20 protein-coding genes and 2 pseudogenes are annotated in these 22,855 nt (G+C 64.0%); 19 read left to right on the top strand and 3 right to left on the bottom strand.

Going from position 1 to position 22,855, the window contains the following annotated elements:
- From ACT3TS_RS17920 to ACT3TS_RS17855, 14 genes and pseudogenes are all read left to right on the top strand, one after another.
- Positions 1–165: pseudogene (locus tag ACT3TS_RS17920) on the top strand (glucuronate isomerase); the annotation flags it as partial.
- A complete protein-coding gene (locus tag ACT3TS_RS17915) occupies positions 162–1,619 on the top strand; it encodes a mannitol dehydrogenase family protein (protein ID WP_444532885.1) in 1,458 nt (485 codons plus the stop codon). The pseudogene ACT3TS_RS17920 and the gene ACT3TS_RS17915, both read left to right, overlap by 4 nt.
- Before the next feature lie 371 nt (positions 1,620–1,990).
- Positions 1,991–3,406 (top strand): glucuronide transporter, encoded by a 1,416-nt coding sequence (gene uidB, locus ACT3TS_RS17910; RefSeq protein ID WP_444532884.1) that lies wholly within the window; start codon positions 1,991–1,993, stop codon positions 3,404–3,406.
- 95 nt (positions 3,407–3,501) lie between these two features.
- Positions 3,502–4,731: a D-mannonate dehydratase ManD gene (manD, locus tag ACT3TS_RS17905; RefSeq protein WP_444532883.1), complete on the top strand. Its 1,230-nt coding sequence runs from the start codon at positions 3,502–3,504 to the stop codon at positions 4,729–4,731.
- Between the two features lie 41 nt (positions 4,732–4,772).
- A pseudogene (locus ACT3TS_RS17900) lies at positions 4,773–7,052 on the top strand (gluconokinase, GntK/IdnK-type).
- A 135-nt stretch (positions 7,053–7,187) separates the two neighbouring features.
- A complete protein-coding gene (locus tag ACT3TS_RS17895) occupies positions 7,188–7,730 on the top strand; it encodes a gluconokinase (RefSeq protein WP_444532882.1) in 543 nt (180 codons plus the stop codon).
- Entirely contained in the window at positions 7,714–8,220 is a 507-nt protein-coding gene (soxR, locus tag ACT3TS_RS17890; RefSeq protein ID WP_444532881.1) for a redox-sensitive transcriptional activator SoxR, read from the top strand. The genes ACT3TS_RS17895 and soxR overlap by 17 nt, the downstream gene beginning before the upstream one ends.
- Positions 8,221–8,377: 157 nt before the next feature.
- A complete protein-coding gene (locus tag ACT3TS_RS17885; protein ID WP_444532880.1) occupies positions 8,378–8,896 on the top strand; it encodes a flavin reductase family protein in 519 nt (172 codons plus the stop codon).
- A 343-nt stretch (positions 8,897–9,239) separates the two neighbouring features.
- Positions 9,240–10,586 carry a hemolysin family protein gene (locus tag ACT3TS_RS17880; RefSeq protein WP_444532879.1) on the top strand — a complete coding sequence of 449 codons (1,347 nt, stop codon included), beginning with the start codon at positions 9,240–9,242 and terminating at the stop codon, positions 10,584–10,586.
- On the top strand, positions 10,583–11,641 hold the full coding sequence (locus ACT3TS_RS17875) for a hemolysin family protein (protein WP_444532878.1): 1,059 nt from the start codon (positions 10,583–10,585) through the stop codon (positions 11,639–11,641). Before ACT3TS_RS17880 ends, ACT3TS_RS17875 begins: the two co-directional genes overlap by 4 nt.
- 76 nt (positions 11,642–11,717) lie before the next feature.
- A complete protein-coding gene (locus ACT3TS_RS17870; RefSeq protein WP_444532877.1) occupies positions 11,718–12,641 on the top strand; it encodes a metal ABC transporter solute-binding protein, Zn/Mn family in 924 nt (307 codons plus the stop codon).
- Positions 12,638–13,543 (top strand): metal ABC transporter ATP-binding protein, encoded by a 906-nt coding sequence (locus ACT3TS_RS17865; protein WP_444532876.1) that lies wholly within the window; start codon positions 12,638–12,640, stop codon positions 13,541–13,543. Before ACT3TS_RS17870 ends, ACT3TS_RS17865 begins: the two co-directional genes overlap by 4 nt.
- Positions 13,540–14,421, top strand: coding sequence for a metal ABC transporter permease (locus ACT3TS_RS17860; protein WP_444532875.1), 882 nt, complete (start codon positions 13,540–13,542; stop codon positions 14,419–14,421). Before ACT3TS_RS17865 ends, ACT3TS_RS17860 begins: the two co-directional genes overlap by 4 nt.
- Positions 14,422–14,478: 57 nt before the next feature.
- Positions 14,479–15,909: a lipase maturation factor family protein gene (locus ACT3TS_RS17855; protein ID WP_444532874.1), complete on the top strand. Its 1,431-nt coding sequence runs from the start codon at positions 14,479–14,481 to the stop codon at positions 15,907–15,909.
- A 20-nt stretch (positions 15,910–15,929) separates the two neighbouring features.
- Here ACT3TS_RS17855 and ACT3TS_RS17850 read toward each other — a convergent pair whose 3' ends face one another.
- The gene (locus ACT3TS_RS17850) at positions 15,930–16,340 is read right to left on the bottom strand and encodes a Fur family transcriptional regulator (RefSeq protein WP_444532873.1); all 411 of its coding nucleotides are present in this window, start codon (positions 16,338–16,340) and stop codon (positions 15,930–15,932) included.
- 116 nt (positions 16,341–16,456) lie between these two features.
- On the opposite strand from ACT3TS_RS17850, the gene ACT3TS_RS17845 reads away from it, so the two are divergent.
- Positions 16,457–17,113: an MBL fold metallo-hydrolase gene (locus ACT3TS_RS17845; protein ID WP_444532872.1), complete on the top strand. Its 657-nt coding sequence runs from the start codon at positions 16,457–16,459 to the stop codon at positions 17,111–17,113.
- 59 nt (positions 17,114–17,172) lie between these two features.
- On the opposite strand, the gene ACT3TS_RS17840 is transcribed toward ACT3TS_RS17845, so the two are convergent.
- A complete protein-coding gene (locus tag ACT3TS_RS17840) occupies positions 17,173–18,282 on the bottom strand; it encodes a PLP-dependent cysteine synthase family protein (protein ID WP_444532871.1) in 1,110 nt (369 codons plus the stop codon).
- An 84-nt stretch (positions 18,283–18,366) separates the two neighbouring features.
- Here ACT3TS_RS17840 and ACT3TS_RS17835 point away from each other — a divergent pair, with 84 nt between their 5' ends.
- From ACT3TS_RS17835 to ACT3TS_RS17825, 3 genes are read left to right on the top strand one after another with little or no spacing between them, the layout of a single operon-like run.
- A complete protein-coding gene (locus ACT3TS_RS17835) occupies positions 18,367–19,242 on the top strand; it encodes a sulfurtransferase (protein WP_444532870.1) in 876 nt (291 codons plus the stop codon).
- Positions 19,239–20,288 carry an NAD(P)-dependent alcohol dehydrogenase gene (locus tag ACT3TS_RS17830; protein WP_444532869.1) on the top strand — a complete coding sequence of 350 codons (1,050 nt, stop codon included), beginning with the start codon at positions 19,239–19,241 and terminating at the stop codon, positions 20,286–20,288. Before ACT3TS_RS17835 ends, ACT3TS_RS17830 begins: the two co-directional genes overlap by 4 nt.
- Before the next feature lie 45 nt (positions 20,289–20,333).
- A complete protein-coding gene (locus ACT3TS_RS17825) occupies positions 20,334–20,762 on the top strand; it encodes an HIT family protein (RefSeq protein ID WP_444532868.1) in 429 nt (142 codons plus the stop codon).
- Between the two features lie 153 nt (positions 20,763–20,915).
- On the opposite strand, the gene ACT3TS_RS17820 is transcribed toward ACT3TS_RS17825, so the two are convergent.
- Positions 20,916–21,503 carry a TetR family transcriptional regulator gene (locus ACT3TS_RS17820; protein ID WP_444532867.1) on the bottom strand — a complete coding sequence of 196 codons (588 nt, stop codon included), beginning with the start codon at positions 21,501–21,503 and terminating at the stop codon, positions 20,916–20,918.
- A gap of 184 nt (positions 21,504–21,687) precedes the next feature.
- Between ACT3TS_RS17820 and ACT3TS_RS17815 the strand changes: the two genes are divergently transcribed.
- Positions 21,688–22,752: an SDR family NAD(P)-dependent oxidoreductase gene (locus tag ACT3TS_RS17815; protein WP_444532866.1), complete on the top strand. Its 1,065-nt coding sequence runs from the start codon at positions 21,688–21,690 to the stop codon at positions 22,750–22,752.
- Positions 22,753–22,855 lie beyond the last annotated feature (103 nt).

Below are 22,855 nucleotides of genomic sequence, written 5' to 3'. Positions count from 1 at the left end.
ACCCGCGCCTTCTGCTCCATCCCCGCACGCCACAACACCTCGCGCCGCATCGAGGCCGCGTTCCTGGCCCGCCTCGTGGCCGAAAGCCGCGTCAGCGAGACCCGCGCCCATGAAATCATCGTCGACATTGTTGACGCCGCACCCCGAAGGGCCTTCAAGCTGTGACCACCAATGAAAAGCCAGTGCCGGCCCTGAGCCGAAGCACCGCAAGCGCCGCCCCGGCAGCGCCCGTGCGCATTGTCCATCTGGGCCTTGGCGCCTTCCACCGCGCCCACCAGGCGTGGTACACCCAGCATGCCAGCGACGGCGCGCAGTGGGGGATCGCAGCCTTTACCGGCCGCCGGCCCGACGCGGCCACCGCACTTGCCGCCCAGGACGGCCTCTACACGTTGATTGAGCGCGGTGAGGCTGGCGACAGCTTTGAGCTGATGACCAGCATTGTCGAAGCCCACGACGGCGCCGACGTGGCAGCCCTGTCCCGGCTCGTGGCTGCGCCGACCACGGCGCTCGTCACCCTGACCATCACCGAGGCTGCCTACAATCTGGCAGCCGACGGCGCCCTGGACCTGGCCAACCCCGCCGTCCAGGCCGACATTGACGTGCTGCGCGCCATGACAGCTTCGAGTTCGGCCCCCGTCCCGGACGACGTCGGCCACCCGCCTGCCGCCGCCACGGCAGCAGGGCGTTTGGTCCAAGCCCTGGCGGCCCGGCGCAGCGCCGGAACCGGGCCCATCGCCGTCGTTTCCTGCGACAATCTTGCCAACAACGCCACCGCCGCCCGCGCCGCGATTGGCGGCCTGGCCGACGTGGTTGATCCCGGCTTGGGCACCTGGGTTGCGGAAAATGTCAGCTTTGTGGGCACGTCCATCGACCGGATCACCCCGCGCACCACCAGCGCGGAAATCGCCTTGGTGGAGGCGGAATGCGGCTATGCCGACTCCTCTCCAGTTGTGACCGAGCCATTCAGTGACTGGGTGCTCAACGGCGAATTTCCGGCCGGCCGGCCGGATTGGGCCAGTGCCGGGGCAGTCTTCGTGGACGAAATTGAGCACTTTGAGAACCGCAAGCTGTGGCTGCTCAACGGCGCCCACTCGCTTATGGCCTACGCCGGGCAGCTCCGTGGACACACAACTGTCGCGGAGGCCTTGTCCGATCCTGCCTGCGCTGGCTGGATCACCGAATTTTGGGACGAGGCGGAACGCAACCTCCCCGCCGAGGGCCTGGGCATTCCCGCCTACCGGGCTGCCTTGTTGGAGCGATTCAGCAACGCCCGGATTGCCCACCACCTGGCGCAAATAGCCATGGATGGCTCCAACAAGCTGCGCATGCGTGCCGTTCAGGTGCTGATGGCGGAGCTGGCTGCCGGACGAACCGGTGCGGGGGCAGCCAGAATGATTGCCTCGTGGGTGACCTTCCTGCGCCTGGCCCACGGCAGGGGAACCGACATTGCTGATTCCTCCCTGGCGGAGCTTCAGGCAGCTCTGGAACTCCCGCGTGGGGACAGCCAGGGGGAGGACCTGCGGGCACTCCTGGGTGTCTTGGACACGCGCCTGGCCGGCGACGACGCAGCTGTTGCGGCAGTGGCCGGGCTGCTGGACGCGATCGCCGTCCCAGCCTGAGCCTGAGCCGCAGCCTGAGGCTTGCGGCCGGCAACCGGATGTGGGACATCGGGTGGCGCGTCACCATGGAACCATTGTGGCGCTTCCCAGTGATGGGGAGCGCCACGGCCTTCTTCTCACGCTCGAGGGAAAAACTCCGCCGATAAACAGTTAAAAAGGGTATCGTTGGCAAGCGGTTGCCAAATGTTGTCGAAGCTGGTTAACTAGAGCGTAATACAGCTCACTTGGTAATACGGCTCACATGGGTGTTCGCAGTGAATGCCTTTGGCTGCGGATCACAGGCTTGGCTCATCGCAGAGCCCCTGGATCCGGTCGGATGAGCATCTTGACGCTTTTGAACAGCGGCAGGATAAGGGTAAAGGAGCCCGCTGATGACAATGACAGAAAAGCACGCAAGGCAGTCGGCCACGGGTCGGCTGCCAAAGATCAGCGTTTTGGGTTACGGTGCCGGAGACGCCGCCAACAACCTGGCGTTCACCACCGCCACCATGTTCCTGTTGGTCTACTACACGGACGTTGTCGGCATCAGTGCTGCAGCCGCGGGAACACTTCTGCTGGTGGTTCGAATTTTCGACGCCTTCTCGGATGTCTTTGCCGGCCGCATGGTTGACAGGACCTACCACAAGAAGCTCGGCAAGTTCCGTCCCTACATCATGTTCGGTTCGGTTCCGCTGTTGCTGCTGAGCGTTGCCACCTTCTCGATCCCGCAAATCGGTGAATCCGGCATGCTGCTGTGGGCTTACGTCAGCTACGCCTTGCTGGGGCTGGCCTACAGCTTCGTCAACATTCCCTATGGCTCCCTCGCCGGGGCCATGACACAAAACGCTGGCGAGCGTGCCAAGCTGGCCAGCGCCCGCACCATCGGGGCGATCGCGGTGGGTTCCTTCCTTGGCATCTTCATTGCGCCGATGATGAAGGGCGGGGAAAACCTCCAGGGGCTGTTCACCACTTTGACGGTCATTTTTGCCGTGGTTGGCACCGGACTGTACATGTTCACCGTGTTCACCACGAAGGAACGTGTGGTGCGTGAAGTTTCGAAGGTGTCCATGAAGCAGAGCTTCGAAACGCTCAAGGGCAACAAACCGCTGCTGCTGCTGTGCATCAGCTCCTTCCTGTTCCTCACCGGCCAGCTGGCCATCGGTACGGTACAGATCTACTACTTCCGCGACGTTCTGCACTCATTGTCGCTGTACGCCGTCATGTCCATCATCAATATCTTCTTGACCTTTGGCATGGCTGCCGTCCTTCCCCAGCTTGTGCGGAAACTGGGAAAGAAGAACATCTACATCGCCGGTGCGGCACTCATGGCGGTCGGCGGCCTCGTCGTCTTCCTGGCCCCGGCACCGATGGTGTGGCTCGCCTTTGCCGGGGTCATGGTGACCCAGGTTGGCCTCCTGCTGACCAGCATGCTGGTCTGGGCCCTCGAAGCCGACACCGTGGAATACGGTGAATGGAAGACTGGGATCCGCACCGAAGGCATCACCTACGCATTGTTCTCCTTCACCCGCAAGACCGGTCAGGCCGTTGGTGGTGCACTGGCAGCCTTTGCCCTCGCTTGGGGCGGATACGCCGCGGGTGCAGCGCAGCAGACAGATCACGCCCTGCTGGGCATCCGCGCCGGAGCAGGTCTGCTGCCCATGGTCTTCTCAATTCTGGCGTTGCTCGTCATGCTGCTTTACCCGCTGACTGACGCCAAACACAAGGAGATCGTCGCTGAAATCAGCGCACGCCGCGAAGCACGACTCGAGGCCGCCCTTGAATCTCGGGACACGGAAGAAAACAAGTAGTTGAAAAAACCGCTGCCGTCCCCAATCAATTAGCTTTTGACCTACGTACATCAAGACCTGGCAGCCAAGCAGCCACAACCTGGAAGGAACTCCTCGTGAAAATTATTTCCGCAGAAGTATTTGTCACCAGCCCGAGCCGCAACTTTGTGACCTTGAAAGTCACCACAGACGAAGGTGTTGTGGGCATCGGCGACGCCACGCTGAACGGCCGCGAACTCGCGGTTGCGGCGTACCTCAAGGAGCATGTGGCCCAGCTGCTCATCGGCCGCGACCCCAACCGCATCGAGGACACCTGGCAGTTCATCTACCGCAGCTCCTACTGGCGCCGCGGCCCGGTCACCATGGCAGCGATCGCCGCCGTCGACATGGCCCTGTGGGACATCAAGGGCAAGCTCGCCGGCATGCCCGTGTACCAGCTTCTCGGCGGGGCCTCACGCAACGGGCTGCGCGCCTACGGCCACGCCTCAGGCTCCGACATTCCCCAGCTGTTTGACTCCGTCCGTGAGCATCTGGAACTGGGCTACAAGTCCATCCGCATCCAGACCGCCGTCCCCGGCATCAAGGCCGTTTACGGTGTTGCCGCCCAGGCCCAGGCCTCGGGCGAACGTTACGACTACGAGCCGGCCGGCCGTGGCAACTACCCGCAGGAAGAAGACTGGGACACCCGCGCATATCTGCGCCACCTGCCCACCGTCTTTGAAGCTGTCCGCAACGAGTTTGGTCCGGAGATCCCGCTGCTGCACGACGGACACCACCGCATGACCCCGATCCAGGCGGCAAAGCTCGGCAAGTCCCTGGAACCGTACGACCTGTACTGGCTCGAGGACTGCACCCCGGCCGAGAATCAGGATGCGCTGCGCCTGGTCCGTTCACACACCACCACGCCGTTGGCCATTGGCGAAGTGTTCAACACCGTCTATGACTTCCAGACCTTGATCAAGGAACAGCTCATTGACTACGTGCGCGCAGCGTCAACCCATTTTGGCGGCATCTCCCCGCTGAAGAAGGTCATGGACTATGCCGCGCAATACCAGATCAAGTCCGGCTTTCACGGCCCCACCGATATTTCCCCGATCGGCTTCGCCGCACAGCTGCACGTTGGGCTGGCCATCCACAACTATGGCATCCAGGAGTACATGCAGCACTCGGATGCCACCAACGAGGTCTTCCAGCAGTCGATGACCTTCAAGGACGGCTACCTGCACCCTGGCGATGCCCCCGGCATCGGCGTCGAATTCAACGAGGAGGCCGCCGCGGCCTACCCGTACCAGCAGGCGTACCTGCCGTACAACCGCCTCGTTGACGGAACGGTCCACGACTGGTGATCGACGCTTCAACCGCTGCAGCAGTGCAGCACATAGTGGTGATGGGAGTCTCCGGCTGCGGCAAGACGACGATCGGCGCCCTCGTGGCGCACGAGCTCGGCCTGCCGTTCACGGACGGGGACTCCCTGCACCCGGTGGAGAACATTGCCAAGATGGCAGCCGGCACGCCCCTGAACGACTACGACCGGGCGCCTTGGCTGGAGACCGTCGGCCGGGAGCTGGCCGGCTCCGGCAACGGCCTCGTCGTGGCCTGCTCGGCGTTGAAACGCGGCTACCGCGACGCGATCCGGGCCCAGGCACCCGGCGTGCTGTTCCTGCACCTTGACGGCAGCCGGGAAGTCCTCGGGTCAAGGCTCGAGGGCCGCTCGGGACACTTCATGCCCACCACGCTGCTGGATTCGCAGCTGGCCACGCTGGAACCGCTGGGCCCGGACGAACGTGCCGTGGTGATTGACATTTCGGCGCCGGTCCCGGCACTGGTGGGTGACGCCGTCGTACGTCTGCAAGCGGCCAGCTGACTACCGGGCATGCGCACCTAAATACAGAGTATGCAAAGCAAGACTTCAGGAGAAGCAATGACGTACGCAGTGGATTTGCGCGGCGCACCGTTCAATTTGGACGACGCCGGCGTGGCATGGGTCGAGTCGACGATTGGGTCGATGACGCTCGAGGAAAAGATCGGCCAGCTGTTCATCAACCACAACAACAGCTACGCCCCCGAATACCTCGATGAGGTGCTGGAGAACTTCCGCGTGGGCGGGATGCGATACCGGCCCGGCCCCTCCGGAGCTGTGCAGGAACACATTCGCCACGCGCAGTCGAAGACGAAAATCCCGCTGCTGATTGCCTCCAACCCGGAGATGGGCGGGGCCGGCAGCTGTGATGACGGCACCTTCGTGTCCACCCACCTCCAGGCCGGCTCCCACCCGGATGCCTCGATCGCCCGCAAGATGGGCCAGATGGCCGGTGTTGAAACCGCGGCCCTGGGCTGCAACTGGGCGTTCGCGCCGATCGTGGACATCCACTACAACTGGCGCAACACCGTCATCTCCACCCGCTCCTTCGGCAACACGCCCGAGGTGGTGGTGGAACGGGCCAAGGAATACTTTGACGGCATCAGCGAATCACCCACCGCCTGCGCCATGAAGCATTTCCCGGGCGACGGCATCGACGAGCGCGACCAGCACGTGGTCACCTCCTACAACACCCTCGATTACGAGGAGTGGAACACGACGTACGGGCATGTGTACCGGGAAATGATCGGGCACGGGGTGCAGTCGATCATGGCCGGTCACATCGGCGCCCCGGAATTGTCCAGGCGTTTCCGCCCCGGAATGTCCGACGGCGAGGTGCTGCCGGCAACGCTGGCCCCGGAACTCCTGGGTGAACTGCTGCGCGGCGAGCTGGGCTTCAACGGGCTCATCCTCACCGACGCCTCCCAAATGATCGGCATGACCCAGGCCATGAAACGCCGGGACCTGGTGCCCGCCGCCATTGCCGCGGGCTGCGACATGTTCCTGTTCTTCCGCAACCCTGAAGAGGACTTTGGCTTCATGCTCGACGGCTACCGCAACGGCGTCATCACCGACGAACGGCTGCAGGATGCCCTGCGCCGGATCCTGGCGCTCAAGGCGTCGTTGGGCCTGCACCTGAAGAGCCGCGACGCGCTTGTTCCTCCGGCGGACGCCGTGGCCGTCATCGGTTCGGCCGAACACCGCGCCATTGCCGCCGAGATTGCCGACAAGACCGTCACACTGGTCAAGGACACCCAGGGCAACCTGCCGATCACCCCGGCCACGCACAGGAAGATCCGGCTTTATGGCATTTCCGGCGGATCGGACTTCACCATGGCGGACCCGCTGGGTTACCTGGACGTGGTGGCCGAGGAGCTTGAGCGGGCGGGCTTCGAGGTGCACATCTTCAAGACCGCCGATCAGCGCAAGGCAGCGGGGGAGGAGGGCGTGAACTTCATGTCGGTCATCTCCGATGAAGCAACGGCGGACTACCCGCAAAAGTACGACGCCGCACTGGTGGTTGCCAATGTGAAGGGCTTTGCCCAGGAAGCGGCGATCCGCGTCAAGTGGTCCTCCCCAATGGCCGCGGAAATCCCGTGGTACGTCACCGAGGTGCCCACCGTGTTTGTCTCGCTGAACCAGCCCAACCACCTCATTGACGTGCCGATGGTGAAAACTGCCATCCACGCACACGCCGACACCCGCGAAGCCATCCGGGCAACGGTGGAAAAGATCCAGGGGCTCTCCGAGTTCCAGGGCACCTTCAACGAGAACGTGTTCTGCAACTCGTTCGACACCCGGCTCTAGTTTCAGCTGCAATCGGGCCGGCTGCCCTCCGATGAACCGGAGGCCGGGCGGGCCGCGGGCCGGCGATGCCGGGCCCGGCTGTCTTGCCAGGTCCCGGTAACGTGATCTGCGTCAACCTTTGATATACAGGTGAGTATGGATATTTCGCAGTCTGCCGCTGAATTTGTTGCCCCGGCCCCCCAGGTGGTTGTCATGGGCGTTTCCGGCTCCGGCAAAAGCACGATTGGCGCCTTGGTTGCCGACGCCATGGGCATGCCCTTCCTGGACGGCGATTCCCTGCACCCCCTCGCCAACATCCGCAAGATGGCGGACGGCGTTGCGCTGACCGATGAAGACAGGTGGCCCTGGCTGGAGATTGTCGGCGACGAGCTCGCCAGTGCGTCCGCCAAGGGTGTGGTGATCGCGTGTTCGGCCCTGAAGCGCCGCTACCGCGACGTGATCCGCGCCAAGGCGCCGGCAACAATTTTCCTGCACCTGGACGGCACGCTGGAGGTTCTTGGTTCACGCCTGGAGGGCCGCTCGGGCCACTTCATGCCGCCGGCCCTGCTGGCCTCCCAACTTGCCGCCCTGGAACCGCTCGACGCCGACGAACACGCCGTCGTCATTGATATTTCCGCCAGCATCACCGCGATCCTGGCGGAGGCGCAGGCAGGCATCAAGCATGTCTTCGAGCGCTGAACCACCGGTTTCCAGCGACATGACGCACGACGTCGGCCACCCCCTGCGCGCGGACGAGGAGTTGAGCGTCGGCCAGGTTGCGCAGCGCGGCGGAGTCAGCGTTTCGGCCCTGCATTTCTATGAACGGCAGGGGCTGATCTTCAGCACCCGGACGGCCGGCAACCAGCGTCGCTTTCAGCGGTCGGTGCTGCGCCGGGTGGCGGTGGTCAGGGCCGCCCAGCGGGCAGGGATCCCGTTGTCCCTGGTTGCCACAGTGTTCCAGCAACTGCCCGACCATGGGGTGCCCACACAGTCCGATTGGCAGCGCCTCTCGGAGCATTGGCACAGTGAACTGACGGCCCGGATCGCAGCCCTGGAGCAATTGCGGGGCAGTTTGGGCGGCTGCATCGGCTGCGGCTGCCTGTCCCTGGCCGAATGCGGCTTCGTCAACCCTGATGACCAGGTTGCCGGGAAGGGCCCCGGCGCCCGCGCCTTCGACGGATCCCTGTAGCGCTCGTTTTAGCGTCATCCCTGCCTTGGGCCCATGCCGGGGTCTGGATGTGAGTGGCGTCATGGCCGCGCAATTTGACCTAAACTATAGTTGAGGTTCTAGAGTCACAGGGAGATCTTGCCGTTTGGGCCGGACCTGGTGAGAGGAATTTGTGGTCATGACAGTGGAGCTCCAAGCGCCCAGCCTCACAAGCGATTTCAAGGCGGCCTTTGGCGGGCATCCGGCCGGTGTTTCAATCATCACTGCCGATTCTGTGACCGGCCCCGTGGGCATCACGGCCTCCTCGGTGGCGTCGGTGTCGGCCGAACCGCCCCTGCTGGCCTTCTCGCTTGCTGCCTCGAGCGGATCGGCGGCCGCGATCGCGGTTGCGGACTCGGTCGTGGTCCACCTGCTGACGACGGGCGATCTGGAGCTGGCAAGAACGTTTGCCACATCAGGCACCGAACGGTTCACCGGCTCCATGGTGTGGACCCGCCTGAAAACCGGCGAACCGCTGCTTATGCACGGCGGCTACGCCCTGCGCTGCAAGATCCTCAGCCGGACCCCCGCCGGCGGTTCGTTGCTGTTGGCCGCGGAAGTCGAGGAGATTATCGTCCCGGACGCCGCGGGGGAGCCCATGGTCTACCACAGCCGGACGTTCCACTGGCTGGGCAAGCACAGCGTTCTGCCCGGATAGACAGGCGGCGCCCGGTGTGTCACAGCAACTTCCCAACAACTGTTCATGCGTGCTTCATCATTGCCTTCACGGTGGCAGGGACACACTGAGGTAGACTTGAAATCCTATGGAAAGTAAATCTAGGAGCCGGCGCAACGGCTTGCAGGACACACAAGTGACCTCCTGCAACCGCGTTGACAATGCCGGCAAACCTCGCACCAGCGCCCACAGTTCCGCAACCCCCGCCGCGATTCCGGCAGCAACCCCGGAAGCGGCCGGCCCCGGCGCCGACCACCCTCCACCGGCGGCCAACCCCCACACCAGCGCGGCTACACACCGCGCAGCTGGCAGGGGGGAGCTGTAAATGGAGTGGATACTCTTGGCAGCAGGCCTGCTGCTCATCCTTGGCACCGGATTCTTTGTTGCCGTTGAATTTTCCCTTGTCGCCCTTGATCAATCCACCGTCCAGCGGGCCGTGAATGACGGGGACAAGGCAGCCCAGCCGCTTCTGCGCTGCCTGAAATCCCTGTCCACGCAGCTCTCCAGCTGCCAGCTGGGCATCACCTTGACCACGCTGCTGACAGGTTTCCTGATGGAGCCGTCCCTTGGCGTGCTGCTGGCTGCACCGCTGGCTGCGGTGGGAGTCCCGGAACCAGCTGTTGCCGGCTTTGCACTTGCCTTGGCCATGCTGATCGCAACGCTCCTGTCCATGTTGATTGGCGAGTTGGTGCCGAAGAACATGGCCATCGCCAAGTCCTTTGAAATTGGCAAGGCAGTGGCCAGGCCGCAGCTGGTTTTCACCGCCGTGTTCAAGCCGGCCATCGTGGTCCTGAATGGTTTCTCCAACAAGGTCCTGAACCTTTTCGGCATGGAAGCGAAGGAGGAAATCTCCGGTGCGCGGTCCCCGGCCGAGCTGGCGTCCCTTGTCCGCCGCTCGGCAGCCATGGGCACCTTGGATGTTGCCACCGCAACTTTCGTGGCACGCACCTTGAGCTTTTCCCAGCGCACGGCAGCAGATGTCATGACCCCGCGCATGCGGGTGGAAACCATTGAAAGCACCAAATCTGTCGACGAGATCATCGACGTGGCCCGGCGAACCGGCTATTCCAGGTTTCCCGTCATCGGAGAATCGGCCGACCAGATCCTTGGTGTTGTGCACCTGAAAAAGGCCGTCTCCATTCCGTTCCACAAACGCTCGGACATCGAAGTGGGCGCCATCATGACCGACGTATTGCGCGTCCCTGAAACCGTCCATCTCGATGCCTTGATTCTTGAACTGCGTGAAGGAAACCTCCAGATGGCAGTCGTCCAGGACGAATACGGTGGCACGGCCGGCGTCACAACCCTTGAGGACCTCGTGGAAGAAATCGTCGGCGAAGTCTCCGATGAACACGACAGGGTCAAGCCCGGCATCCTCCTGGCGGCCGACGGGACCTGGTTCTTTCCGGGACTCATGCGCCCCGACGAGGTCTCCGAACGCATTGGCCCGCTCAATGTCCCCGATGAGGCCGGCTATGAAACCGTTGGCGGCTTCATGATGGCCGAACTGGGCCGCATCGCCGTGGCTGGGGACACCGTGGCCGTGGAAGGCGGGCTGCTGGTTGTTGACAGGGTTGAACGACGTCGGATCGACAGGATCCGCTTCATTGCGGCGCCTGTCCCCGATGCCAGCGAAGCAGACGGGGCTGCCGCGGCAGGTGGTTCGCTGTGAGCCCCTGGGCCGGAATTGCCTGGCTGGTGGTGCTGTTGCTCGGCAACGCCTTCTTTGTTGCCGCAGAGTTTGCCGTCATGACTGCGCGTCGCAGCCAGATTGAACCTCTGGCGGACGCAGGTTCCAAACGGGCCAAGATCACCCTTGGTGCGATGGAAAACGTCTCCTTGATGCTGGCCTGTTCGCAGTTGGGCATCACCGTGTGCTCGCTGCTGATCTTGAATGTCTCCGAGCCTGCCATCCACCACCTGCTGGCTGCGCCGCTGCATGCCGTCGGCGTGCAGGACAACATCGCCGCACCCACGGCCTTTGTGATTACGCTGGCCCTGGTGACCTTCCTGCATGTGACCTTTGGTGAAATGGTGCCGAAGAACATGAGCGTGTCGGCCGCAGACAAGGCTGCCCTCCTGCTGGCCCCGCCGCTTGTGCTCATTGGCAAGGTGGTGTGGCCCGTCATCGTGGCGTTGAACTGGACGGCCAACCACATCGTGCGCTTGTTTGGCATCGTGCCCCAGGACGAGGTGTCCTCCAGCTTCACCTTGGAAGAGGTGCAGTCAATTGTGGAGGAATCCACCCGCAGCGGGCTGGTGGACGACCAAACCGGGCTGATCACCGGCGCCTTGGAATTCTCCTCCCAAACAGCGCAGGGCATCATGGTTCCGCTGGCTGATCTGGTGACACTGTCGGCCGACGCAACACCCGTTGACTTTGAACATCTGGTGGGCAAGACAGGGTTCTCAAGGTTCCTGTTTGCCGATGCGGAGGGGACCCTTTTGGGCTACCTGCACCTTAAGGACGTGCTGCGAATTCCCATTGAACGGTACCAGCTGCCGATCGGAGAAAGCCGGGTCCGCTCCATGGTGAACCTGCAGGCCAATGAGGAGATTGAGGATGTGCTGGGCACCATGCAGCGCACCGGATCCCACATGGCACGGGTCATCGACGGGAACGAACAAACCATTGGTGTTTTGTTCCTTGAGGATGTGATTGAGCAGTTGGTCGGTGAGATCCGAGACGCCACGCAAACCCACATCCAGGAGCGCAGGAAGGCTTGATGCGAACGGTTCCCAATATGGGCTATGCTGGTTCTTATTAGTAACAGTTCTCATTAGCACCCCTTGAAGGAATCACATGTCGCAAACCCGCCGCACACTGCTTTTGCTTGGTGCAACCTTGGCCGCCGCACTTTCGCTGGGCGCCTGCAGTGGCGGCGGGGCCGACAGCAGCGCGGCGGACGATGGCACCGTGTCAGTCGTGGCCACCACGAATGTTTACGCGGACATTGCGCAGGCAGTTGGCGGGGACCATGTCACTGTGCACGCCATCATCTCCAACGCCAATGCCGACCCCCACGGGTACGAAGCCAATGCCCAGGACAAACTGGCCGTGTCGAAGGCCCGGATCGGCATTGAAAACGGCGGCGGCTACGATGACTTCTTCAACCAACTGGCCAAGGGGCAGCTGGACAGCGACGAGATCGTCAATGTCAGCGAGCTCTCCGGCCTGGACACGGGCGCGGACTTCAATGAGCACGTCTGGTATTCACTTCCCACCATGTCCAAGCTTGCTGACGATCTCGCCGCCCGCTTCACCACAGCCCTGCCGGCGGAAGCGGCCAGCTTCACCGCCCAGGCCGACGCGTTCAAGGCAAAGTTGCAGGACCTTGAAACCCGTCTGGGTGAGCTAAAAAAGTCCCATGACGGCGCCGCCGTCGCCGTCACCGAGCCTGTCCCGATGTACCTGCTGGAGGAAGCCGGCCTGGTCAACAAGACACCGGCAAAATTCACCGAGGCCGTTGAAAACGGCGCGGACGTTCCCGCCACGACCGTGGCTGCAACGCTTGCGTTGGTAACGTCCGGAAACCTCGCCCTGGTGGCGTACAACGAGCAGACCGAGGGGCCGCAGACAAAGGAAGTCAAGGCCGCCGCTGAGAGTGCGGGCGTGCCGGTGGTGGACTTCGCGGAGACCCTTCCCGCCGACAGCAGCTACCTGGACTGGATGCTTGGTAATGTTGCTAACTTGGAACAAGGACTAAAAACTGTGGCCGGCAAATGACCGCGCCGGCTGCCGCCGTCATCACGCTCAAGCGCGCCACCTTGAAATACGGCACCCGAACCCTCTGGCAGGACCTCAATCTGGAGGTGCGCCCGGGCGAATTTCTTGCCGTCCTGGGTGCCAACGGCAGCGGAAAGACCAGCTTCCTGAAAATCCTGTTGGGCTTGTCGCCGTTGAGTTCGGGACAATTGACGGTCGACGGCGCACCCGCCAGACGCGGCAACCGCGCCATCGGCTACGTCCCCCAACAAAAGAACTTTGCCGCCGACACCGCCCTGCGCGCCCGCGACCTGGTGGGACTTGGCATTGACGGCGATAAATGGGGCTTCCGGATCCGCAGCGGCGCGTACCGCAAACGGGTGGATGAACTGCTGGAAATGGTCGGCGCCACAAGCTACGGGCGCATCCCCGTGGGAATGCTCTCCGGCGGTGAGCAGCAACGACTGCGGATCGCCCAGGCCATGGCCGCCAACCCCAAGGTCCTGCTGTGTGACGAGCCGCTGCTCTCCCTTGACATGCATCACCAAAAGGCCGTGAGCGCCCTTGTGGGCGAACAAGCCAAGGTGAACGGGACCGCCGTCGTCTTTGTCACGCATGAAATCAACCCAATCCTGGAACACGTGGACAGGGTGCTGTACCTGGCCGGAGGGCGGTTCACCCTGGGCACGCCCGAGGAGGTCATGCGCTCGGACGTGCTGTCCAAGCTGTACGGGACCAGGGTTGAGGTGCTCAATATCGACGGCAGGCTGGTAGTTGTGGGCCGACCGGATTCGATGGTGGACGGGCATGATCACCCGGAAGCCGGACACACCGGACACAGCCACACCGCAGCCGGGCTGCCCGGACATGACCGGGAGGCCGCGGCCATCGCCGGCGGCGCACACGGACAGGGAGTGTTATGAACTGGCCGGACATCAGCGATGCGGTCCTTAACTTTTCCAACTACGGCGAGCTGCTGCCGTTGTTCCGGGACACCTTGCTGGCAGGTGCCATCCTGGGTGTCGTTGGCGGGCTGATCGGCACGTTTGTCATGATGCGCGACCTTGCCTTTGCGGTGCATGGCATTGCCGAGCTTTCCTTTGCCGGGGCAGCCTTTGCGCTGCTGATCGGCGCCGACGTGATCTTCGGGTCCCTCGTTGGGTCAATCTTCGCCGCGCTGCTGCTGGGCGTGATGGGGGTGCGGGCCAGGGAGAAAAATTCCGTCATTGGGGTCATCATGCCCTTTGGCCTGGGCCTTGGAATCTTGTTCCTGTCGCTGTATCAGGGCCGTTCCGCCAACAAGTTTGGTCTGTTGACGGGCCAGATTGTTTCGGTTGATTCAACCCAGCTCTCTGTCCTGGCAGGCACCGCGCTTGTGGTTGTGGCCGGGCTGGCGTTGATTTGGCGGCCGCTGACATTTGCCAGCGCCGACCCCGACATTGCAACGGCGCGCGGGGTCTCCGTGCGGACGCTGTCGCTGGCATTCATGTTTCTGTTGGGCATCGCCGTCGCCCTGTCGATCCAGGTGGTTGGTGCGCTGCTGGTGCTGGCATTGCTGATCACCCCGGCTGCCGCCGCCCTGCAGGTTACGGCGGCCCCGCGCATGGTTGTGCTGCTCAGCGTGGCCTTCGCGATGGTCTCAACTGTCGGCGGCATCATGCTGGCACTCGGTGGCAGCATCCCGATCAGCCCGTACGTGACAACCTTGTCGTTCGTGATTTACCTGATCTGCCGTGTGGCCGGCTCGTGGCGCAGGCGCCGTGGCTGGTCCACGCGGCCGGCCGTGGGCGCCGCAGCTTAAAAGCTGCGCCAAATACACTGTTGGCGGTGCGCTGAGGCAAGGGTCTAGCGTTGATGCATGGACTGGTTCAGCGCCGGCTGGTGGGGCACCGGCGACTACGATGTTGCCCGCTTTGTGCTGCAGCGGGGCATCGCCGCCGTCTACGTGATCGCGTTTGTTTCCAGCGCGCTGCAATTCCCCGCATTGCTGGGGGAGCGCGGGCTGCTTCCCGTGCCGCGATATCTTGGCCGTGTGGCGCGCACGCCCGGTCCCACCTTGTTCCGCCGGCACTATTCGGACGCGCTGCTGCGCACCGTCGCCTGGACGGGGGCGGCACTGGGTGCGGCCGTGGTGCTGGGCCTGCCCCAACGCGGCCCGGCTTGGCTGCCGATGCTCGCCTTCCTGGCCATGTGGCTGCTGTACATGTCGATAGTGAATGTCGGCCAGGTCTTTTACGGCTTTGGCTGGGAGATCCTGCTGCTCGAGGCAGGCTTCCTGGCCGCCTTCCTCGGCTCGGATGAAACCACGACGCCGGTCATTACGCTTTGGCTGTTTCGCTGGCTGGTGTTTCGGCTTGAGTTTGGTGCCGGCATGATCAAAATGCGCGGCGACGGGGCGTGGCGCGACCTCACGGCACTCTACTACCATCACGAGACCCAGCCGATGCCGAATCCGCTCAGCTGGTGGTTCCACCACCTGCCCAAGCCGCTGCACAGGGTGGAGGTGCTGGGGAACCACTTTGCCCAACTGGTGGTGCCGTTCCTGCTTTTCGCACCGCAGCCCGTTGCCGGCTGGGCCGCGGCGGCCGTGGTTGTGACGCAGTTGTGGCTGGTGCTTTCGGGCAACTTTGCCTGGCTGAACGCCCTGACGCTGGTGCTGGCCTTCTCGGCGGTGGGCGACGGAGTGCTGCCAGTTTTCAGAAACCCCGAGGGGGCCGGGGCTCTGCCGGGAGGGGCCCTGGTGCCGGGCATGCCGGACTGGTTCACCGCCGTCGTGCTGGGACTGGGCGTGCTGATGCTGGCTTTGAGCTGGCGGCCGCTGAAGAACCTGTTCTCGCCGAACCAGGCCATGAATGCCAGCTTCAACCGGTGGCGGCTGGGCAACGCCTATGGCGCGTTTGGCTCCATCACCCGGGACCGGCTCGAGGTTGTCGTGGAGGGCTGGGACGGGAAGGGCTGGCGCGAATATGGCTTCCGCGGCAAACCGGGCGACCCCGGCCGGATGCCCCGGCAATTTGCGCCGTACCACCTGCGGCTTGACTGGATGATGTGGTTTCTGGCGCTGGGGCAGCCGGGCATGAACTGGTTCATGCCGTTGCTGCGGCGATTGCTGGCAGCCGATCCGGCCACGCTGAAGCTGCTGCGCCACGACCCGTTCAACGGGAAGCCGCCGCAACAGGTGCGGGCGCGTGTTTTTGCCTACCGGTATACGAGCTGGCGCGAATGGCGCGGGACCGGAAACTGGTGGGTGCGGGAGGTGCTGGGGGATTTAGTGCCGCCGATGGACTGACCCGCGAAACTGTGGGCGGCCTACGTCGTGGCTGAGCACTCCGGGCACAGGCCGTAGATTTCCACCGTGTGCTGGACCTGGGTGAAGCCGTTTTCGGCCGCGATGCGGGCTGCCCAGCTCTCCACGGCCGGCGCTTCAACCTCCACCGTTTTACCGCAGTTGCGGCACAGCAGGTGGTGGTGGTGGCTCGTGGCGTTGCAGCGGCGGTAGACGGCTTCGCCCTCGCCGTTGCGCAGCGTGTCCAGCAGGCCTTCCTCGGCCATGGAGGCCAGGATCCTGTAAGTGGTGGCCAGGGAAACCCGGGTGCCTTGCTCGTGCAGCTTGCGGTGCAGTTCCTGCGTGCTGACAAAGTCATCCAAGGTGTCCATGGCGGCGCTGATGGCAACACGCTGCTTGGTGACGCGCTGCTCCTTCACCGGGACATCTGACATTGTGCCAACTCATTTCCTCGTTGCTGGATTCAATCAACCAGCCTATCGCACCTGTTGGTGAAGACTCTTGTTGGCGGCCCATGGCCGGGCCGGGGATACGGGCATATGCTGGCAGCATGTTGCTCACAAAGTACACCCACGCCTGTGTCCGCCTCGAACAGGACGGGCGGGTGCTGGTTCTTGACCCGGGCGTCTTTTCAGAATCGGCCACGGCCCTTGCCGGGGCCGACGCCGTGCTTATCACGCACGAACACGCCGACCACTACGACGGCGACGCACTCACCACAGCCCTGGCGGAGTCGGCCGAGCTGATTGTGTACGCCCCGGCCGGCGTGGCCCGCGACTTGCGCGTGCGGGCACCCGGGCACGACGGGCAGATTCTTGACGCCGCACCCGGGGACACCTTTACGGCGGCAGGCTTCGCCGTGCAGTGCTTTGGCGGCCAGCACGCCGTCATTCATCCGACGATGCCCATTGTGGCCAATGTCGGCTACTTGATTGACGACGACGTCTACCACCCGGGCGACGCCCTGACAGTCCCTGACGGGGTGAGTGTTGGCACGCTTTTGGTGCCGGTCCATGCACCGTGGTCAAAGGTGTCCGAGGTGGTGGACTTTGTTGTCTCGGTGCGGGCACCGCAGGCCTTCCAGATCCACGACGGGCTGCTCAATGAGCAGGGCCTGGCGTTCACGGAGTCCCACATCGCCAGGATCGGCGGGCGCCACGGCGTCACGTTCCGGCACCTGCACACCGGACAGTCGGTGGAAATCTAGCAGCCAGCTGCCCGGCGGGCGGTCCGTCCACGCCGGCCGCCCACGCGGCCGGACTGGGCTCAGCCGTGCCACACCCCGCTGGAGAAGAAGCTTTCGATGGCCTGCAGATGGGGTGCCGGGTCGAGCGCCTTCTCCGCCAGCCACGCAGGGTTGTTGTAGCTGCCCGCATAGCGTTCACCGCCGTCGCACATGAGCGTGACGATGCTGCCACTTTCACCCTTGGCCACCATGTCCGCGACCAGCTGCCACACGCCCCACAGGTTGGTTCCGGTGGACGGGCCGGCATGCAGCCCGGTCAGCTGCTCGAAGTGCTGCATGGCTGCGACGGAGGCGCCGTCGGGGATGACCATCATGGCGTCAATCACGCCGGGGACAAAGCTGGGCTCCACGCGCGGGCGGCCGATGCCCTCGATGCGTGAGGAATTGCCCGTGACAACCGACAGGTCACCGTTCTTCCACGCCGGGAAAAACGCCGAGCCCTCCGGGTCAACCACGGCCAGCTGCGAGGAATGGCCGTGATAGCGGATGTAGCGGCCGATCGTCGCGGAGGTGCCGCCGGTGCCCGCACCCACAACCACCCAGGCCGGTTCGGGGAAGCGTTCATGCTCCAGCTGGCTGAAAATGGACTCGGCAATGTTGTTGTTCCCGCGCCAGTCGGTGGCCCGCTCCGCATAGGTGAACTGGTCCATGTAATGCCCGTTGCTTTCGGCGGCGATGGCAGCAGCTGCCGAATACACCTCGTCGGCGTGGTCAACAAAGTGGCAGCGGCCGCCAAACTGCTCGATGAGTGCGATCTTTTCCGGGCTCGTTGAGCTGGTCATGACGGCCACAAAATCCAGGCCAAGCAGCTGCGCAAAGTACGCTTCGGAGACGGCCGTGCTGCCCGAACTGGCCTCCACAACGGTGGTCCCCTCGTTGATCCAGCCGTTGACCAGCCCAAAGAGGAACAAGGAGCGGGCCAGGCGGTGCTTCAGGCTGCCGGTCCGGTGGCAGGACTCATCCTTGACATAGAGGTCCACACCCCACTGGGCGGGCAGCTCGATCTTGTACAGGTGGGTGTCGGCCGAGCGGTTGTTTTCCGCCTGGACCTTGCCGATGGCGCTGCGGGTCCACGACCAGTCGGCTTGCGCAGTGGGCGTGGAGGCGGGGTGTTCGGCAGCGGGGTTCATGAAGTCAAGTCTATGCACTGCCGTGGATTGGTCTGGCGTAGATTAGTCCGTGGAGCCCAGCCAACCCTGTCCCAGGAGCCGAAAATGAACGTTTTGATGAGTGTTGCAAGCCTCAACGAGCGGCTGGCCGCCGGTCAACGAACCGTGATCCTGGACGTGCGCTGGGTGCTGGGCGACCCCCACGGCCATGAGCAGTATCTCGCCGGCCACATTCCCGGCGCCGTCTTCGTCGACATGAATTCCCAGCTGGCCTCCCACGGCCGCCCCGAAGACGGCCGCCACCCCTTGCCCGCTGAGTCAGACTTCGCCGAAACCGTGCGCGCCTGGGGCATCAATGCCGGTGACACCGTTGTGGTTTACGACGACGCCGGTGCTGCCGCGGCCGCCCGGGCATGGTGGCTTTTGCGCCATGCAGGCCTGGGCAGCATTTACCTGCTCGACGGCGGACTGGCAGCCTGGCGTGCCGCCCGCCTGCCGCTCGCCGAAGGGGAGGTGCACGCGGAGCCAGGTGACGCCGTCGTGCATTTTGGGACTTTGGGAACCATTGACGGCGACGCTGCTGCCAATTGGGACGGGATTTTGCTTGATGCCCGGGCGGGGGAGCGGTACCGGGGTGAGGTCGAGCCCATGGATCCGCAGGCCGGGCACATTCCGGGGGCCGTGAGCGCGCCGACCAGCGAGAATTTGGCGCCCGACAAGACATTTCTTCCGGCGGACGGGCTGCGGGCCAGATTTGCGGCGCTGGGTGTTGCGCCGGGGAGTGCCGTGGCCGTGTATTGCGGATCCGGAGTGACGGCGGCGCACCAGATTGCCGCGCTTGAAATTGCCGGGTTCACGGCAGCGTTGTATCCGGGGTCGTGGTCGGCCTGGTCAAATCAGCCGGGACGTCCCGTTGCGACCGGCGCTGGTGAGACGGGCGCTGTCGGGACGGGCGCCAACGGAGATAGGGTTGAAGCATGACCCAAGTTAAAGCTTATGCAGCCGTTTCAGCCACGTCCGGGCTCCGGCCCAGCTCCATCGACCGCCGCGAACCCGGCGCCCACGATGTGGAAATCGCCATTGAATTTTGCGGGTTGTGCCACTCGGATGTGCACACCATCCGCTCCGAATGGGGACAGGCCAAATACCCGCTGGTGCCCGGCCACGAGATTGTCGGCATTGTCAGCCGCGTCGGCGATTCCGTTGAGGGCTTCACCATTGGCCAGCGTGTCGGCGTCGGCTGCATGGTGGATTCCTGCCGCGAGTGCGACTCCTGCCTTGAAGGCTTTGAGCAGTACTGCGAGGCAGGCAACATTGGCACCTACGGCGCGGCAGACCGCCGCAACGGCGGGACGATCACCCAGGGCGGCTACGCACAGGGCATTGTGGTGGACGAAAACTATGTGCTGCACATTCCCGAGGGCATGGACCCGGCGGCCACCGCGCCCCTGCTGTGTGCCGGCGTCACCACCTACTCGCCGCTGCGCTACCTGGATGTCCAGGACCGCGACAAGGTCGGCGTGATCGGCCTGGGCGGTCTTGGCCACATGGGTGTGAAGATCGCGAAGGCGCTCGGCGCAACCGTGACGGTGTTCACCACGTCCCCGGCCAAGGTTGATGCCGCCCTTGCCCTCGGGGCCGACGCCGTCGTGGTGTCCACCGACAAGGAGGCCATGGCCGCGGCCAAGCAGTCCCTGAACGCGATCCTGGACACCGTGGCGGCCGTTCACGACCTCAATCCGTACCTGCGCACGCTCGCCCGCGACGGCGCGTTGATCCAGCTGGGGCTGCCGTCTGAGACGATGCCGGCGGTGGATCCGGGGCTGCTGATCCGCAAGCGCCTGGCCTACGGCGGGTCGCTCATCGGCGGCATTGCGGAGACCCAGGAAATGCTTGATTTCTGTGCAGAGCACGGCGTTGTCTCCGACATTGAACTGGTCTCCGCCACCGAGCTGGACGGCGCCTACGACCGCATGGTTGCCGGCGACGTCAAGTACCGCTTTGTGCTTGACGCGGCCACCCTTTAACCCGCCAGTCCGCCTGGTTCCGTTCCCCTTGTTAAGGAGCAATTCTTGAGCACCTTGTTTAGCAAAATAATCAATGGCGACATCCCCGGCCGTTTCGTTTGGCAGGACGAGGACTGCGTGTCGTTCCTGACCATCGGGCCCCTGACCGACGGGCATGTGCTGGTTGTCCCGCGTCTGGAGGTGGACAAGTGGACGGACGCCGCCCCTGGGCTGGTCACGAAGCTGATGGCCGTGGCCCAGACGATCGGCCAGGCCCAGGTTGCTGCCTTTGGTGCACCCCGCGCCGGCCTGACCATCGCCGGTTTTGAAGTGGAGCACCTGCATGTGCACGTGTTCCCGGCCTACGGGCTGGAAAACTTCGACTTCGGCACCGTTGACAACAATCCGGACCCCGCAGCCATGGACGCAAATGCCGAGAAGCTGCGCGTGGCCCTGCGCGCGGCCGGCCACGGTGCGTTCGTCCCCGAGGCCTAGACGCTCCGGCATGTAACGGGGTGTTTTTCCCGACGCTCCCTCACATAATGTGGGGGAGCGTTTGTCGTGGGCGCTGACTTCATGGACGCTGACTTCCGGGGCAACGACGACGGCGGGTCCCGGCATGCGCCGCCGTGTCACGTCCCGTTGGGCTTAGCTGGCGCCGCGGGTGGAGCCCTCCAACGGGACGAACGCTGCCCGGAAGATCGCCCGCGCCCGTGCGGCCGCCCCGGGGCGCTCGACGTCCGGGGTACGGGCCAGCAGGAACGCCAGCATCGAGATGGCAAGCATGACGTCGGCCGTTTCCACGTGCAGGGCTATGCGCCCCTGTCCTTGGTCCCGAGCCAGCAGGGACGCGGCAACCGCCGTCATGCGAGTGGCGAGGTGTTCGGCCCGCTGGTCGTTGTGCTCGGACGTGATCAAGTCGATGAGCGCCGCCCCGGCCATGACTTGCTCGGCCACGCTGTCAAAAAGGTCCACGAGCGTTGTTTCTGAGCGTGCCCCCAGTTCTTCAAGGTCCGTGATGTTGTCATCAAAGACCGCCACCGCCAAGGCAATCCTGTCGGGGAAATGCCGGTAGAGGCTGCCCTGTCCCACACCCGCCCTCCGCGCCACGGAACTCAGCGGCGCCATGAACCCGCCCTCGGCAAAAACCTCCCGGGCGGCTGCTATCAAGGCTGCCCGATTGGCGGGTCCGGCACTGGGCCCAAGATTGGCTTTCGGTTTCGTCGACACAGGCATAGTCTATAACCGGACAGTGTTGTCCGGTAGGACTGGAGAAAGTAACCTGAGTCATCATGAACGGATGGCACCGCCAAGTTGACCTTTGTCGGTCTCGGCGCGCGCCATGCCGGCGAGCACTTAATCTTGTCCACCACCCAACAAAGCAGTTCACCCCGACCCATGAAACGGAGACTTTGCTTCCATGAGCAACAACCCCAATAACCTCAGCGGCGATTCAACTGTCGGAACCTGGCTGGCCGATCCCGCGGGCGGCCCCGTGCTCCGCACGATGTTGGCGCAAGGCGGGCAGGACGGCGAATCTCTGCGGCCCGTGGCCAAATTGGCACTGAATCGCCTGGTGGAAGTCAGCCAAGGCGCGTTCACCCAAGAAATGGTGGACGGCCTGGTGCAGCGTGTCGAAGCAGGGGACATTCCCGCCGAAGCGGCTCAGACAGCGTCCGCATCCACTGGGCAGGCAGAGGCGGCACCTGCCGTTGAAACGCCGGCCTGGGTGGAGCAGGTCACGGCAGGCCGCTTCTCCGGCAAAACCATCATCATCACAGGTGCCGGCTCGGGGATCGGCCGGGCGACTGCGTCGCGGGTTGCCCGCGAAGGAGGCCGCGTCATCGCCGTCGACATCTCCACAGAGCGCCTGGCCGATTTTGCTGCTGCACTGCCCGACGGCGACATTGTCACGGTCGCTGGGGACATCACCGACAACGCCGCCGTGGCCGCCATCGTCGAGGCGGCCGGAGAACGCATTGACGGGCTGGCGAACATCGCCGGGATCATGGACAACATGACACCCGTGCACGAAGTTTCTGATGAGATCTGGAACCGCGTGTTCAACATCAACGTCACGGGCACCATGAAGCTCATGCGCGCGGTGGTTCCGGCCATGCTGGCACAGGCTCAGGGCTCAATCGTCAATGTGGCCTCCGAGGCGGCCCTGCGCGGGTCCGCCGCCGGTGCCGCCTACACGGCGTCCAAGCACGCCGTAGCCGGCCTGACGAAGAGCAGCGCGTTCATGTACGGGCCCAGCGGCATCCGCGTCAACGCCGTGGCGCCGGGCCCCGTCATCACCAATATCGAGGCCAAATTCGATTCCCCGCTGGGGGCCGCACGCGTCCGCCGGGCCATGGCGATCCTGCCCGACGCCGTTGAGGGGGATGCACTCGCCGCCTCCATCACGTTCCTGCTCAGCGACGACGGCGTGAACGTCAACGGTGTGATCCTGCCCTCCGACGGCGGCTGGTCCGCAGCCTAAGCCTTGATCCACCGATAAATTTTGGGGCTGCTACGGCGTTTTAAACACGAAATGCCCGTCTTTTAGGGGAAAATATGGCTTACCACAGTCAAATTTTCATACC

Origin of the sequence: Specibacter sp. AOP5-B1-6 (genome assembly GCF_052376555.1) — a bacterium.
GTDB lineage: Bacteria > Actinomycetota > Actinomycetes > Actinomycetales > Micrococcaceae > Specibacter.
The sequence above is the reverse complement of the archived record's forward strand: the minus strand, read 5'-3'. Positions and strand labels throughout refer to the sequence as shown.